This window comes from Streptomyces sp. NPDC127190 (genome assembly GCF_042672505.1).
Lineage (GTDB): Bacteria > Actinomycetota > Actinomycetes > Streptomycetales > Streptomycetaceae > Streptomyces.
Genome location: NZ_JBHXVE010000007.1, coordinates 262422 through 274895 on the forward strand (window position 1 = coordinate 262422; position 12474 = coordinate 274895).

Below are 12474 nucleotides of genomic sequence, written 5' to 3' on the forward strand. Positions count from 1 at the left end.
GGCTGTGACAGGACCACCCGTCGGCATCCGTCACGGAGCGTAACGGAGTGAAGGAAAGGAAGGAGAAGGCCATGAGGAAACTGACACGCATCACAGGCGCGGCCGGCGCTTCCGTTGCCCTGCTCGGAGGTGCTCTCCTCGCCACCGGTCCCGCGGCGGCGGCCCAGCCGCTGTCCGCCGCCCACGGCCCCGCTCGCGCCACGACCGACCTCAGCAGCCACGCCTGCGGCCCGAACCGTGGCCTTCCCCGGCGGATGGATCCGTGGGTCGCGGGGCAGCTCGCGCAGTTCGACCCGGCGGCCAGGCGGCGGCTGGCGATCTACGACCCTTGGGTGAAGGACCAGCTGGAGCAGGCACGCTGCGGGTTTTCCGCCCGGTAGGACAGCCGGCCCTCACGCTGTGGCGATCAGTCCACGAACAGCATGGCCGGGTACCTCGCCGACGGTCTCTCCAGCAACCGCCCGCTGCGGCCGCGCAACCAGTGGTCGAAGTAGGCCGCCACATAGGCTTCATCGGTGCGCAGCGCGGTGGCCGGAGCGATGGTGCCGAGGTCGGCGGTCCGCACCTTCGGCGGTAGGTGGAGCTGCGGCAGAAGCGCTTCCGCGTCGGTGAAGGAGGCATGCTCGGAGCCGCGCAGGGTCAGCTGGCGGGTCCAGCCCCGGGCGTGGGCGCGGAAGGCCTGCCAGCCAGGACCCGTGTCGGTTGCGCCGTCCTTGCCCAGGAGCAGGAACGGTCTGTCGAGGCCGTGCTCGGCGACCGGCATGAGCGAGCCGTCCACGTACGTCAGATTGCCGTCCATGTCGATCCCGGCGGTGATCCTTCTGTCGGCGTCCATCGCCAGCGCGGCGGTGGTGCCGCCCATCGAGTGGCCGAACATACCCACCTCGGAAAGGTCCAGGGCTCCGGTCAGGCCGTCCGGCAGGCGCTGTCCGTCCGCGTCGGGGTTCCGGCCGCTGTTCAGCAGCCGGAGCTGGTCCAGGACGAAGCTGGTGTCGCTGACCCGGACGGCCAGCGATGCGCGGACGTACGAGTCGGGATCGGAGGGCGGCACCATGGTGGCGAGCGAGCCGTCCGGGAACTGGACCTCGGGCGACTCGTAGGTGTTGTCGACGGTCACGACCGCGTAGCCGCGGCTGGCCAGATCAGTCACCAGGGCGGTGCCCCAGGTACGCGGTTCGCCGAGCCCCGGCGAATAGATCACCACCGGCAGCCGCCCCCGGAGCCCGGCGGCCACCGGAGCACCCAGAACGGCGTGGGTGACGGCGCCGGCCCAGTCGGCCCGGCCGGCCGGAATCTGCAATCCGAGGTAGTCGTTCATGGTGACGCGGTCGAAATGCGCTGCCGCGGCAGGCAGCATGTACGGCGCCGGCGGCCGACCGGCAGTGCGGGTCGCCGGGTAGTACACGCTGGCCATGAGTTCTCGGTGGGGCTTCCCCTGCCCCCATGGATCGGGACGCGAAGTGTCCACCAGGTGCAGGGACACCTCCCCGACACGGTAGGGGCCGGTCGGCGTCGGAAGCGCGAGACGGCCGGCGGATGACGGGGCTGTGGCGGGACGGTCCGCGGATGGCGGGGCGGCGGAGGGCGCGCGGGGCGCGTCGGCCGCAGCCGCCGGGAGCGCGGTGGTGAGCGCGCAGAGCGCGGCGACGGCGGAGGCGGCGAGCGCGCGTACAGCGGCGAACCTACGCCGCCCGCATGGTCGTACATCGGTCATGCACCAAGCGTGACGGCCCGCCGCCTCTCCGTACATCAGGGACGGCCCCGATCTTGCCGTCCGGGACCCCTAAGGGCTGCACAGCGGGGCGGCGATACGCGGCATGGCAGACGCGGTGCTCGTAGCAGTCCCGGTCGTGGCGCTGCTCCTCGGGCCGGGCACGGGCGTGGTCCTGTCCGGCTGCGCGGCCGGAGCCATCGACGTGGTGGGACTCGCCGGAGGCGGGCGCAGGACACGGTTGAGAGCGATGGCGTCCCTGGTCGTCGCCTCGGCGTGCACCATGCCGATCGGCACAGTTCTGCGGAGTGATGGTCAATAGGTTCTCCATCGCCGCCAACGGTGTTCCACGGACCTGAGCGGACGGGAAACTCCGAAGACCGCGGCGAAGCCTCAGGACTGCGCCGCCAGTGCGCGGCGCAGCGCGGCGGCACGCGCCAGCCGTACATCACGGGGCGTCTCCCGCAAGGCGGGATCGGGCAGCCGGAACGCGTCGTCAGCGAACCGGGGAACCACATGGACATGCACGTGGTGGAACACCTGCCCTGGAATATGGTTGTTCTGCATGACGGTGCTTCCGACAGCCCCGAAGGCGTCCTTCACCGCGCGGGTCACCCGTGCCGCGACGTCGAAGACCTCGTGCAGCAGAGCAGCAGGCAGTCCGTGCAGGTCCGTCGCGTGAGACACCGGCAGGACAAGAGCGTGCCCGGGGTTGTTGCGCCGCTGCTTCAGCGTGGGGACGACGAAGACGCTTTCCGAGCGGTACGCGACCAGGTCCTCGTCGACCTCGCCGCCCCCGATCCGGCAGAACACACAGTCCGTCACGGCGACTTCCTCCGGCATCAGGTCAGGCTTCCGCGCCCCGCTGGAGCCGAGCTTGTCAGGACGGCGCCCCGGACGCATCCCGGTTTCCCGGTCGGCCGTGATTGGCTGCCTCGCATGAGAACCGTACGAGCGTTGCCCGCAGGAGAGGCGCCCGCACCACCCTTCGATCCCGAACTGAGCCGCGCCCTGCGCGCGTTGCCCGCCGCCGCGAGAGAGCCGGTCACTCCGGAGAACCTCGCGGCCCGGCAGGAGCAGGACGCCGCGGCGCGGCCGAGGCCGACGGTCGGGGAACTGCGGGCCGGTGGCCGCTTCGAGGTGGAGGAGGTGTGTGTGCCGGGTGTCGCCGATGGGCCGGAGGTCACCCTGGTGAGCGCGCGGCCTGCGGGGATCGCAGGTCCCCTGCCGGTGCTGTACTACATGCACGGCGGCGGCATGATCACGGGCAACGCCTGGTCCGTGCTCCCGCGACTGCTGCGCGAGTGGTCTCTCCCCCTGCACCTCGCCGTCGTCTCGGTCGAGTACGCGCTTGCACCGCGGGCCCGCTACCCGCGTCCCGTGGAGGAGTGCCACGCCGGACTGCTCTGGGTGGCCGAGCACGCCCCCGCACTCGGTATCGACCCCGACCGCGTCATCCTCGGAGGGAAGAGCGCCGGTGGCGGGCTGGCCGCCGCCCTCGCCCTGCTCACCCGCGACCGAGGAGGCCCCGCGCCGATCGGGCAACTGCTGATGTGCCCGATGCTCGACGACCGCAACGACACGTTCTCCAGCCACCAGATGGCAGGCCTCGACCTCTGGGACCGCACCTCCAACGCCACGGCGTGGCAGGCACACCTGGGCGACCGCTATGGCGCCGCGGCCCTGCCGGCCTATGCGGCCCCCGCCCGTGCCATGGACCTCTCCGGACTGCCGCCGGCCTACATCGACGTCGGGTCCGCCGAGACGTTCCGGGACGAGGGCGTGGCCTACGCGCAGGCGCTCTGGCGGGCCGAGGGAGACGCCGAACTGCACGTATGGCCCGGGGCCTGCCACGGCTTCGACACCTTCGCCCCCGAGGCGGCACTCAGCCAGGACGCCCGCGAGGCCCGGTCCCGCTGGCTCCGGCGCATCCTCGCACGCCGGTGACGGGGGCAACCAGCAGGCAGACAGGGCGAGTTGACGACGCCCGCCCACCTTACGGCCGTGGCCGAAACCAAGACCGAACCACTCGGAGTCCGGAGACATCACAGGGCCGTGGCGGCAGCGCCGGCCCTGGTCCCGGGCGACAGCGGCCACGGCGTGCTGTTCCACACCTGCGACGGCGACGAGCTGCGGGTCGTCCGCCAGCGCACCGATCCCGAAGGCGTGAGCGCCGGTGCCCCGCCAGTGGGCCGAGGCTTCGCGGGCACGCTGATTCCCCGCCGAGGGCCAGGGCGTCCCGGACAGGGCTAATGAATGCGACAAATGGGTACATTCCGTAAAGACAAGAGCGGGCGGCCCTCCCGTGTCGCCGGCCCGCCCGAGCAGCCCGGCCAGGGCATATGCGCGGGCTCGGCGAGCGTCGCCGTCCGGTCGTGCTCTGCTGAAAGGGATGCCGGTCATGAACGAAGACACCAGGAGCTTCGAGCCGGACCAGCCGGCCGGGCAGATGCCGCATCCGGCGAGCTGGGCCGATCCGGCCCCGCTGGGCCTGGCCGGCTTCGCGCTGACCACGCTGCTGCTGTCGATCATCAACACCGACCTGCTGAAGGAGGCCGGCGCCATCGTGCCCGTACTGGGCCTGGCGGTGTTCTACGGCGGCCTCGCCCAGTTCATCGCCGGACTGTTCGAGTTCCGGCGCGGCAACACCTTCGGGGCGACGGCCTTCGTCTCCTACGGGGCCTTCTGGCTGTCGTACTGGTGGATCGCCCCCCGCCTGCCGTTCGCCGGTGACACGCACAACGCCCTCGGACTGTTCCTCCTCGGCTGGGCCATCTTCACCGCCTTCATGGCCGTCGCCGCGCTCCGCGTGAGCACCGCCGTGCTCGCGGTGCTCGTCCTGCTGGCCCTCACCTTCCTCTTCCTCGCCATCGGGGCCTTCGAGACCGGGCGCCAGCCGCACGCCATGACGCAGGTCGGCGGCTGGTTCGGTATCGCCACCGGACTCGTCGCCTGGTACACGGCGGCGGCGACCGTCATCAACGAGACCCACGGCCGGTCGCTGCTGCCGGTGGGCACCCGCCGCCCCGTCGCCAACCCGCCGGTACGAGGCGAGCGCCCCGCCTGACCCACCACCGCCCGTACGGAGCCGAGGCCCGCGCCTGAACCTAGGGGGCTGACAACTTCGTAGCCGAGGAACCCGTCCGGGCCGCACCAGTCCCCTTACGGGGCCGGGGGTGGCGGATCCTGCTCGGTGCGGGGGACCGGGTGGTAGGCGCCGAAGAGGGGGAGCCGGTGCACCGGAGGCGGCTCCCCGGGCAGCCCCAGCCGCTCCCACGCCAGATGGACGGTCGCCCGGAGCACCCGATGCGCCCGTACGAGCAGTAGAACGGCGAGCGGAATCTCGAACAGCACGGCCGAGGCGACCGCTCCCCACACATCGGGGCTGCCCCAGGACAGTGAGATGTCGAACCAGGCATCGCACACCAGCAGCGTGGCCGCGACCACGGCGCACGGGATCAGCAGCTGGCGCCCCAGCCAGACAGCGACACCCGCCGCGACGAGCGAGAGCAGCAGGAGCACGTCGAAGCCCACCCACGCCGCCGGCCAGTACCGGGCCCGGTACTGGCCGGGCAGGGAGAACCCGAGGTAGACCGTCCACGGCACCAGGACGATCACACACAGGGCGATGAAGCGCAGCGCCCGCCGGCGGCGGAGCCACAGCTCCGCGGCGCTGGGTACGGCCCGCAGCCGGCGCCGGGGTATGTCCGCTCTCTTCTCCATGGCCACTCCCGTCCCGCACCCCCTCGATCAGCATATGCGGGCCACCCCTTATCACCGCAGGCCGGAGGCCTGACCCCGGCTTGATCGGAGAGATGCCCCGACCGACGCCGGCCGGCACGCCCAACACGCCCGGCGTAGGCCGGACGGCACCCCGACGTCTCCCCGCAGTCACCCTGAAATCCCCCTGAAACAACGGCATTTCGGCTAACGACAGGGCGGGTTCCGGTCGCCTTCCGTTCCGTCAGCGTTCAATCACTTGCCCCTGCCTGTGTTGTGTGTTGTCCCTAGGGTCCTTGAGGTTTCCGAAAGAAGGAGCTCATGGACCCACTCCTCGCAATCCGGGCACGCGGGATCACCAAGTGTTTCGGCGATGTCGTCGCGCTCGACGCGGTCGATCTGGATGTGGCGCAGGGGCAGATCCACGGCCTGGCCGGCCCGAACGGCGCGGGCAAGACGACACTGCTGGGCCTGCTGCTCGGCCTGGCCGTCGCCGACAGCGGCCGCATGGAGATCCTGGGCACCCCGGTCGGAAGGGCCTTCGCCGCGCCCGCCGGCGTCGCCGGGTTCGTGGACGGGCCGGGCCTGTACCCGTCGCTCACCGCCCGGCAGAACCTCGCCGCGCTCGCCGCACTCCGCGGCCAGGACGCACGGACGGCGGGCATCGACGACATACTCGACCAGGTCGGGCTCACCGATGTCGCCGACGACCGGACGCGGGGCTTCTCCCTGGGCATGCGCCAGCGGCTCGGCCTGGCCGCCGCCCTGCTCACCAGGCCCCGGCTGCTGATCCTCGACGAACCCTCCAACGGGCTGGACCCGGCCGGCAAGAAACACGTCCACGGCGTCCTGACCCGGCTCGCGGCACAGGGCACGAGCGTCGTCCTGTCGAGCCATCGCATGGACGACCTCGAGGCTCTGTGCTCGGAGGTCACCATCCTCGCCACCGGACAGGTCGTGTTCTCCGGACCGCTCGGCAAACTGGCCGCGGAGAACCGCGCACTCGACTACCGGCTGGTCACCTCCGACCCGCACGCCGCGCGGCAAGTGGCCGCAGACACACCGGGGATCAGGACCGTCACGGAGGCCGGGGCACACCGCGACACCGGGGCGCTCGTCGTCCGTGCGCTGGTACCCGCCCTGGACGAACTGGTCGTACGACTCGTCAACGCGGGCATCGCACTGCGCGAGCTCGCCCCTCTCGTCTCCCCGCTCGAAGCCGCCTTCCTGGCCCTCACCGAGCAGCGGGACACCGGCGCCGGGCAGCCACAGAGCCCGACGACCGGCAGCGAGCCGTACCAGGGAACGCGTGGAGCCGACAAGCACCGGCAGCCGGCGACCGGCAACGAGCAGCGGGGGAGCACCCGATGACCGCGACCGGCAACGAGCAGCAGGAGACCGCCCGATGACCGCGACCGGCGACGAGCAGCAGGAGACCGCCCGATGACCGCGACCGCAGTCGCCGGCTCCCAGGCCGCCCTCACACACCGCGTCTCCGTCGCCCGCGCCTACCGCTTCGAACTGGTCAAACTCGTCTCGCACTGGCGGATCCGGCTGCTCGTCCTCGCCTGCTGGATCGCCCCCGCCGTGTTCGTCGCCGCGGTGAGCCGGCAGAGCACGCTGCCCACGGACACCCTCTTCGGCCGCTGGATGCACGCCACAGGATGGGCCGGCCCCCTGGTGACGCTCGGCTTCGCCGGCACCTGGGCGCTGCCCCTCCTCACCTCCGTCGTCGCCGGCGACGTCTTCGCCGCCGAGGACCGGCTCGGCACCTGGCGCCATCTGCTCGTCGCCGTCCGCTCGCCGCGCCGGATCTTCGTGGCCAAGGCACTCGCCAGCTTCACCGTCATCCTGCTGCTCGTGGCAGGCCTGGCCGCTTCCAGCACGGCAGGCGGGCTGCTCGCGGTCGGCAACCAGCCACTGGTCGGCCTCGACGGCCACCTCGTCGCCCCCGCGGACGCCGCCGCCGGCGTCCTGCTCGCCTGGACCGGCGCGCTCGCCCCGACCCTGGCCCTCGCCGCGATCGGCCTGCTCGGATCCGTCGTCCTCGGCCGGTCCCCGATGGGACTGCTGCTGCCCGCCCTGCTCGCGCTGGCCATGCAGCTCGCCCAGATGCTGCCCCTCCCCGTAGCCGTACGGCTCGCCCTGCCCGGGTACGCCTTCATCGCCTGGAACGGCCTGTTCACCAGCCCGGCACAGCTCGGGCCGCTCCTGGTCGGCGTGGCGGTCGCTCTGGTGTGGGCCGTGACCGCGACCGCGCTGGCGTATCTGCTGTTCCTGCGGCGCGACTTCACCAACCTCACCGACGACGGCTCGGCGCGCCGCGCGGTCACCGCGGCGGCCCTGCCGCTCGTCGCCCTGGTCGCCGTGACGGTCGCGGTCGTCGCGGCACTCACCCCCGCGACAACCACGGGCACCGGCATCGGTCAGGACACGGTCCAGCGCTCGCTCGCCACGGAGTTCGGCCATCTCTACCGGATGCAGACCAGGCAGCTCAACCGCCCCGACGTGCCGGAAGCGCAGCTGAAGGCCGCGGCGGCCTGCACCAAGGGCGGAGTCGCCGACGCCGTGCAGGGGCCGGGCAACGACTGGCGCTGTGTCGTCTCCTGGCATCTGCCCGGCGTCCAGGCCACCGGAACGGCCGTCTACCAGCTCGACATCACCGCGGACGGGCGATACGTCGCCGACGGCGACGGACCGAAGGAAGTCAACGGCTACTTCCTGGTGCGCACCCCGACCGGAGACGCACCCAACCCGCTCTGGCAGTTCGACGGCAACGTCGACCTCCTTCCCGGCACGCCCAACGGATGACGAAGGGATGAGAAGGGATGAGCACGAGGGATGACGAAAGGATGACCCCATGCAGGTGACACGCCGCCGCAGACGTGTCGAGAGAACCGGTGCGCGCCTCCTCGGCAGACGCGCGGGCCGCCGCATACCCCTCACCACGGCAGCCGTCACCGCGGTGGCCGTCCTCGCCGCCGGCACCGCTTTCGCCCAGACCCGCCAGTTCGGCACCGACCAGGTCGGCCAGGACACCGACCGGGGCCAGGTCATCTCCAGCGACCAGTACATCGACCCGTACGGCGACCGCCTCGTCGTGAACAACGGCAAGATCATGTCCTCGGCGGTCAGCCCGGACGGCACCCACCTCGCGGCCTCGGTCGCCGACGGCGGCATGGCGCTGGCCGTCGTGAACCTGGACGACTGGAAGGTGCAGCAGCTCGTCGGCACCTCCGCCACCGCGGACCTGCGCATCGGCAGCAACAGCGTCGGCCAGGAAGGCCCCACGTACTCACCCGACGGCACGCAGCTCTGGCTCGGCCAGACCGACGGCTACACCAAGTTCACCGTCAACCCCGACGGCAGCGTCGGCAACCCGGTGTCCGTCCGCATCCCCGCCGACGGCCCCCGGCACGCGCTCGTGGGCGCCGCCGTGTTCTCCTCCGACGGCTCCACCGTCTACTCCGCGGTCAACGGGCAGAACCGGGTGGTCGCCATCGACGCGGCGACCGGCGCGATCAAGCAGAGCTGGTCCGTGGGCAACGCCCCGCGCGACCTGGTCCAGGCCGGCTCCAAGCTCTACGTCAGCAACGAGGGCGGCCGCCCCGCCCAGCCCGGCGACACCACGATCAACTCCTACAACACCCCGGTGCCCGCCGACCCGGTGACCGCCGCCACCACCACCGGCACGGTCAGCGTCATCGACCTGGCCCACCCCGACGCCGCCGCCACCAGCATCGACGTCGGCCTGCACCCCACCGCCCTGTACGCCAAGGGCAGGTCGCTGTTCGTCACCGACACGGCGAGCAACGACGTCTCGGTCATCGACACCGCCCGCGACAAGGTCGTACAGACCATCGCCACCCAGCCGTGGCCGGAGGCGTCGGTCGGCTACGAACCCGACGCGGTGACCCTCACCGACGACGGCCGTCTGCTGGTGACACTCGGCCGCGCCAACGCTGTCGCCGTCTACCGGTACACCAGCCCGCAGGAACCGGTCAGCTACGTCGGCCTGCTCCCCACGGACTACTTCCCCGCCGAGATCGCCACCGTCGGCGACCAGGTGGTGGTCTCCAACACCCGCGGTATCGACGCCCGCCGCCCCACCACCAGCGCCGGCCACAACACGCACGACACGACATCCAGCGTGCAGCGGTTCACCCTGCCGAGCGACCGCACGATCCGCTCGGAGACGGCCAAGGTCTTCCGGCAGAACGGCTGGAGCCCGGGCTCGGTCACCCACACCGACAACAGCAGCCACGCGCGAGCGGTGCCCGTCCCGACCCGCCTCGGCGACCCCTCGACCATCAAGCACGTGTTCCTGATCGTCAAGGAGAACCGCACCTACGACCAGGTCTTCGGCGACATCCCCGAGGGCGACGGCGATCCGTCGCTGGCCGAGTTCGGTGAGAACGTCACCCCCAACCAGCACGCGCTGGCCCGGCAGTTCGGCCTGTACGACAACACGTACGACATCGGCACCAACTCCGCCGAGGGCCACAACTGGCTGATGCAGGCCGACAACCCGGAGTACACCGAGTCCTCGGCCGGCGAGTACCAGCGCAGCTACGACACCGAGGACGACGCCCTCGGCCACCAGCGCACCGGGTTCCTGTGGACCGGGGCACAGGCGGCGGGCAAGTCCGTACGGGACTTCGGCGAGTTCCAGCAGTTCCTGACCAAGCCGGCCGGTTCCAGCTGGCAGAACCTGTACTGCGACAGCAAGAACATGGAGGCGACCGGGCAGGACACCGCCTACCCCCTGGTCTCCTCCTCGCCGATCCCGTCCCTCAACGACGTCTCCGTGCACGGCTTCGCGAAGTTCGACACCAGCGTCCCGGACGTGTACCGCTACCAGATCTGGAAGCGCGACTTCGAGCAGAACGGCCCGGCGGACCTCAACATGTTCTGGCTGTCCAGCGACCACACCGGTGGACCGGCCGGCCCCGCCGCCCAGGTCGCCGACAACGACCTCGCCACCGGCAGGATCGTGGACGAGATCTCGCACAGCCCCTACTGGAAGGACTCGGCGATCTTCGTCGTCGAGGACGACGCCCAGGCCGGGCTCGACCACGTCGACGGCCACCGCGCCCCCATCCAGATCATCAGCCCCTGGGCCCGGCACGGCACCGTCGACAGCCACTACTACACCCAGATCACCCTGATCCGGACCATCGAGCAGATCCTCGGGATCGACCCGATGAACCAGAAGGACAGCGCGGCCACCCCGATGCGCGCGGCCTTCACCCGGCACCCGGACTACACGCCGTTCACCGCGCTGCCCAACCGGACCTCGCTGACCGACGGCCTGAAGACCCCGCCGCCCTGCGGCGTGGACACCCCCGCCCCCCAGGACCCCAAGGCGGCCGTCGTACCGCCGTCGAAGGTGCCGGCCGGCAAGCGGCAACTCGCCGCCCAGTGGGACACCTGGAAGTCCAAGCAACGCCTGACCGGACCCAACGCCGTCCCCGACTACGCCAACCCCGCCCAGATGAACCACTACACCTGGTACGAGACGCACAACTGGACCAAGCCGTACCCCGGTGAGAACAAGATCTACGCCCCGGACGACGTCCCGGGCGCCTACCTCCCCTCCCCGGAGTCCGACGGCTGACCCCGACGGGTCCCGCCCCGAGGGCCTCCTGTCCGGCGACCACCGCCGGCAGGGGGCCCTGCGGCGTATTCCGGTCAGACGGAGCGTCGCGCCCGGTCCACCCCGGACACCGCGTAGCCGGGCACGGAGGGCCAGCGGACGGTCAGTACGACCGACTCCTCCTCGGCGAACCAGGAGTGATCGACACCGCGGCCCCATACGACGTAGTCGCCCTGGCGGCGCAGGAGGACACTGCGGTCGGGCAGCTCGACCCGGAAGCGCCCGCTGATCAGGACCAGCAGCGCCGTGCGCTCTTCCCCCTTGACCCACTGGGCCCGTTCGTCGCCGCGCGGATGGACACCCCACTTGATCTCCACGGCCTCACTGTGCCGGGGATCGCCGGTGTCCTTGAAGTGCCCCAGAATCCATCCCCGGTCCGCGGCCCCGTCCGCACCCGCGTTGCCCGTGTACACACTGTCCTTCACACGACGGGACGCTAACAGCCCGCGCAGCCCCCGCCGTCGCCTCCGCCCCGCCGCACGGTATTCGGCCAGCTCCGAACACTTCATGCCATTCGCCTGCATTTCACCTCCGGCTGGGTGGGGCCCCGGCTAGACATGAACCCCCTCCTGGGCCGGCTCACGACCGGCATCAGTCCAGGCGGGACGAGGAAACCCGGCGCGAAGGAGCAGCGATGACCAGGCGTCCGCCGGCCCGGCGGCGTACCCGGAGGCCGAGCAAACGACAGCAGCGGAAGAACGACCAGCTGACCGGCCTCCTCCTGGCCGCCGCGCTGGCCATCGCTCTGACGGTGACGGTGATCACCTGGCTGCTCGCCCACTGGTGGCTCCTGCTCCTCGCCGGCACGCTCGCAGCGCTGGCCGGCGCCGGGCGCCTCTACCGCAAGCAGCAGAACGCCCGCTGGGAAGCCGTCCGCGCGCAGGGCCTGCGGTACGCGCTGTCCCAGCTGGACGCCCTGCACCACACCCGGTTCGAGGACGCGGTCCGGGACCTCATGCGCCGCGACGGCTGCCAGGATGCCGTCAGGGTCGGCGGCCGCGGGGAGCTGGGCGCGGACGTGAAGGCCACCGACCCTTACGGGCGGCGCTGGGTGATCCAGTGCAAGCACCGCCGCAACGGCCTGTCCGGCTCCCCGGTGGGGACACCGGACCTCCAGGTCCTCAACGGCACGGCCCGACAGGTCCACGGCGCCGACGTCGCCGTCATCGTGACGAACGGCCGGGTGACCGCACCGGCCGTGGCCTTCGCCGACCAGCAGCGCCTCCATGTGGTCGACCGCCACACCCTCGGAGCGTGGGCGTCCGGCTCGCGCCCCTTGTGGGAGCACCTGCGCGCCGTCCCGCCCCCGCGCCGGCCGACCGCTCTCTCCTGAGGAGGCCCTCCGGCCGGAAGCCGGAAGCCGGAAGCCGGAAGCCGGAGCCCGCAC

General features: G+C 71.6%; 12 protein-coding genes. 8 read left to right on the forward strand and 4 right to left on the reverse strand.

Features of this window, described 5'->3' with window-relative positions:
* Positions 1–71 precede the first annotated feature (71 nt).
* Complete coding sequence (locus ACFVIU_RS14420; RefSeq protein WP_385842729.1) at positions 72–380, forward strand: hypothetical protein; 309 nt, start codon at positions 72–74, stop codon at positions 378–380.
* A gap of 26 nt (positions 381–406) precedes the next feature.
* On the opposite strand, the gene ACFVIU_RS14425 is transcribed toward ACFVIU_RS14420, so the two are convergent.
* Positions 407–1750 carry an alpha/beta hydrolase family protein gene (locus ACFVIU_RS14425; protein WP_385842730.1) on the reverse strand — a complete coding sequence of 448 codons (1344 nt, stop codon included), beginning with the start codon at positions 1748–1750 and terminating at the stop codon, positions 407–409.
* Positions 1751–1817: 67 nt separating this feature from the next.
* Here ACFVIU_RS14425 and ACFVIU_RS14430 point away from each other — a divergent pair, with 67 nt between their 5' ends.
* Positions 1818–2033: a hypothetical protein gene (locus tag ACFVIU_RS14430; RefSeq protein ID WP_385842731.1), complete on the forward strand. Its 216-nt coding sequence runs from the start codon at positions 1818–1820 to the stop codon at positions 2031–2033.
* Positions 2034–2104: 71 nt separating this feature from the next.
* Here ACFVIU_RS14430 and ACFVIU_RS14435 read toward each other — a convergent pair whose 3' ends face one another.
* Positions 2105–2554 carry an HIT family protein gene (locus ACFVIU_RS14435; RefSeq protein WP_385842732.1) on the reverse strand — a complete coding sequence of 150 codons (450 nt, stop codon included), beginning with the start codon at positions 2552–2554 and terminating at the stop codon, positions 2105–2107.
* Between the two features lie 96 nt (positions 2555–2650).
* On the opposite strand from ACFVIU_RS14435, the gene ACFVIU_RS14440 reads away from it, so the two are divergent.
* Positions 2651–3658 carry an alpha/beta hydrolase gene (locus ACFVIU_RS14440; RefSeq protein WP_385842733.1) on the forward strand — a complete coding sequence of 336 codons (1008 nt, stop codon included), beginning with the start codon at positions 2651–2653 and terminating at the stop codon, positions 3656–3658.
* Positions 3659–4112: 454 nt separating this feature from the next.
* Complete coding sequence (locus ACFVIU_RS14445) at positions 4113–4778, forward strand: acetate uptake transporter (RefSeq protein WP_385842735.1); 666 nt, start codon at positions 4113–4115, stop codon at positions 4776–4778.
* A gap of 95 nt (positions 4779–4873) precedes the next feature.
* On the opposite strand, the gene ACFVIU_RS14450 is transcribed toward ACFVIU_RS14445, so the two are convergent.
* Positions 4874–5434, reverse strand: a complete 561-nt coding sequence (locus ACFVIU_RS14450; RefSeq protein WP_385842736.1) for a hypothetical protein — start codon at positions 5432–5434, stop codon at positions 4874–4876.
* A gap of 318 nt (positions 5435–5752) precedes the next feature.
* Here ACFVIU_RS14450 and ACFVIU_RS14455 point away from each other — a divergent pair, with 318 nt between their 5' ends.
* The 3 genes from ACFVIU_RS14455 (at position 5753) to ACFVIU_RS14465 (ending at position 11048) form a co-directional block, all read left to right on the forward strand.
* Positions 5753–6802 (forward strand): ABC transporter ATP-binding protein, encoded by a 1050-nt coding sequence (locus ACFVIU_RS14455; RefSeq protein WP_385842737.1) that lies wholly within the window; start codon positions 5753–5755, stop codon positions 6800–6802.
* 72 nt (positions 6803–6874) lie between these two features.
* A complete protein-coding gene (locus ACFVIU_RS14460; RefSeq protein WP_385842738.1) occupies positions 6875–8242 on the forward strand; it encodes an ABC transporter permease in 1368 nt (455 codons plus the stop codon).
* A 49-nt stretch (positions 8243–8291) separates the two neighbouring features.
* Positions 8292–11048 carry an alkaline phosphatase family protein gene (locus ACFVIU_RS14465; protein ID WP_385842739.1) on the forward strand — a complete coding sequence of 919 codons (2757 nt, stop codon included), beginning with the start codon at positions 8292–8294 and terminating at the stop codon, positions 11046–11048.
* Between the two features lie 74 nt (positions 11049–11122).
* Here ACFVIU_RS14465 and ACFVIU_RS14470 read toward each other — a convergent pair whose 3' ends face one another.
* Entirely contained in the window at positions 11123–11512 is a 390-nt protein-coding gene (locus ACFVIU_RS14470; protein ID WP_385842740.1) for a signal peptidase I, read from the reverse strand.
* Between the two features lie 209 nt (positions 11513–11721).
* On the opposite strand from ACFVIU_RS14470, the gene ACFVIU_RS14475 reads away from it, so the two are divergent.
* A complete protein-coding gene (locus tag ACFVIU_RS14475; RefSeq protein ID WP_385842741.1) occupies positions 11722–12420 on the forward strand; it encodes a restriction endonuclease in 699 nt (232 codons plus the stop codon).
* Positions 12421–12474 lie beyond the last annotated feature (54 nt).

Excerpts from the sequence above, each read along its gene's own strand:
- ACFVIU_RS14460 (WP_385842738.1), top strand. The coding sequence starts at position 6,875 with ATGACCGCGACCGCAGTCGCCGGCTCCCAGGCCGCCCTCACACACCGC.
- ACFVIU_RS14445 (WP_385842735.1), top strand. The coding sequence starts at position 4,113 with ATGAACGAAGACACCAGGAGCTTCGAGCCGGACCAGCCGGCCGGGCAG.
- ACFVIU_RS14440 (WP_385842733.1), top strand. The coding sequence starts at position 2,651 with ATGAGAACCGTACGAGCGTTGCCCGCAGGAGAGGCGCCCGCACCACCC.
- ACFVIU_RS14430 (WP_385842731.1), top strand. The coding sequence starts at position 1,818 with ATGGCAGACGCGGTGCTCGTAGCAGTCCCGGTCGTGGCGCTGCTCCTC.
- ACFVIU_RS14455 (WP_385842737.1), top strand. The coding sequence starts at position 5,753 with ATGGACCCACTCCTCGCAATCCGGGCACGCGGGATCACCAAGTGTTTC.
- ACFVIU_RS14435 (WP_385842732.1), bottom strand. The coding sequence starts at position 2,554 with ATGCCGGAGGAAGTCGCCGTGACGGACTGTGTGTTCTGCCGGATCGGG.
- ACFVIU_RS14465 (WP_385842739.1), top strand. The coding sequence starts at position 8,292 with ATGCAGGTGACACGCCGCCGCAGACGTGTCGAGAGAACCGGTGCGCGC.
- ACFVIU_RS14475 (WP_385842741.1), top strand. The coding sequence starts at position 11,722 with ATGACCAGGCGTCCGCCGGCCCGGCGGCGTACCCGGAGGCCGAGCAAA.
- ACFVIU_RS14420 (WP_385842729.1), top strand. The coding sequence starts at position 72 with ATGAGGAAACTGACACGCATCACAGGCGCGGCCGGCGCTTCCGTTGCC.
- ACFVIU_RS14450 (WP_385842736.1), bottom strand. The coding sequence starts at position 5,434 with ATGGAGAAGAGAGCGGACATACCCCGGCGCCGGCTGCGGGCCGTACCC.
- ACFVIU_RS14425 (WP_385842730.1), bottom strand. The coding sequence starts at position 1,750 with ATGTACGGAGAGGCGGCGGGCCGTCACGCTTGGTGCATGACCGATGTA.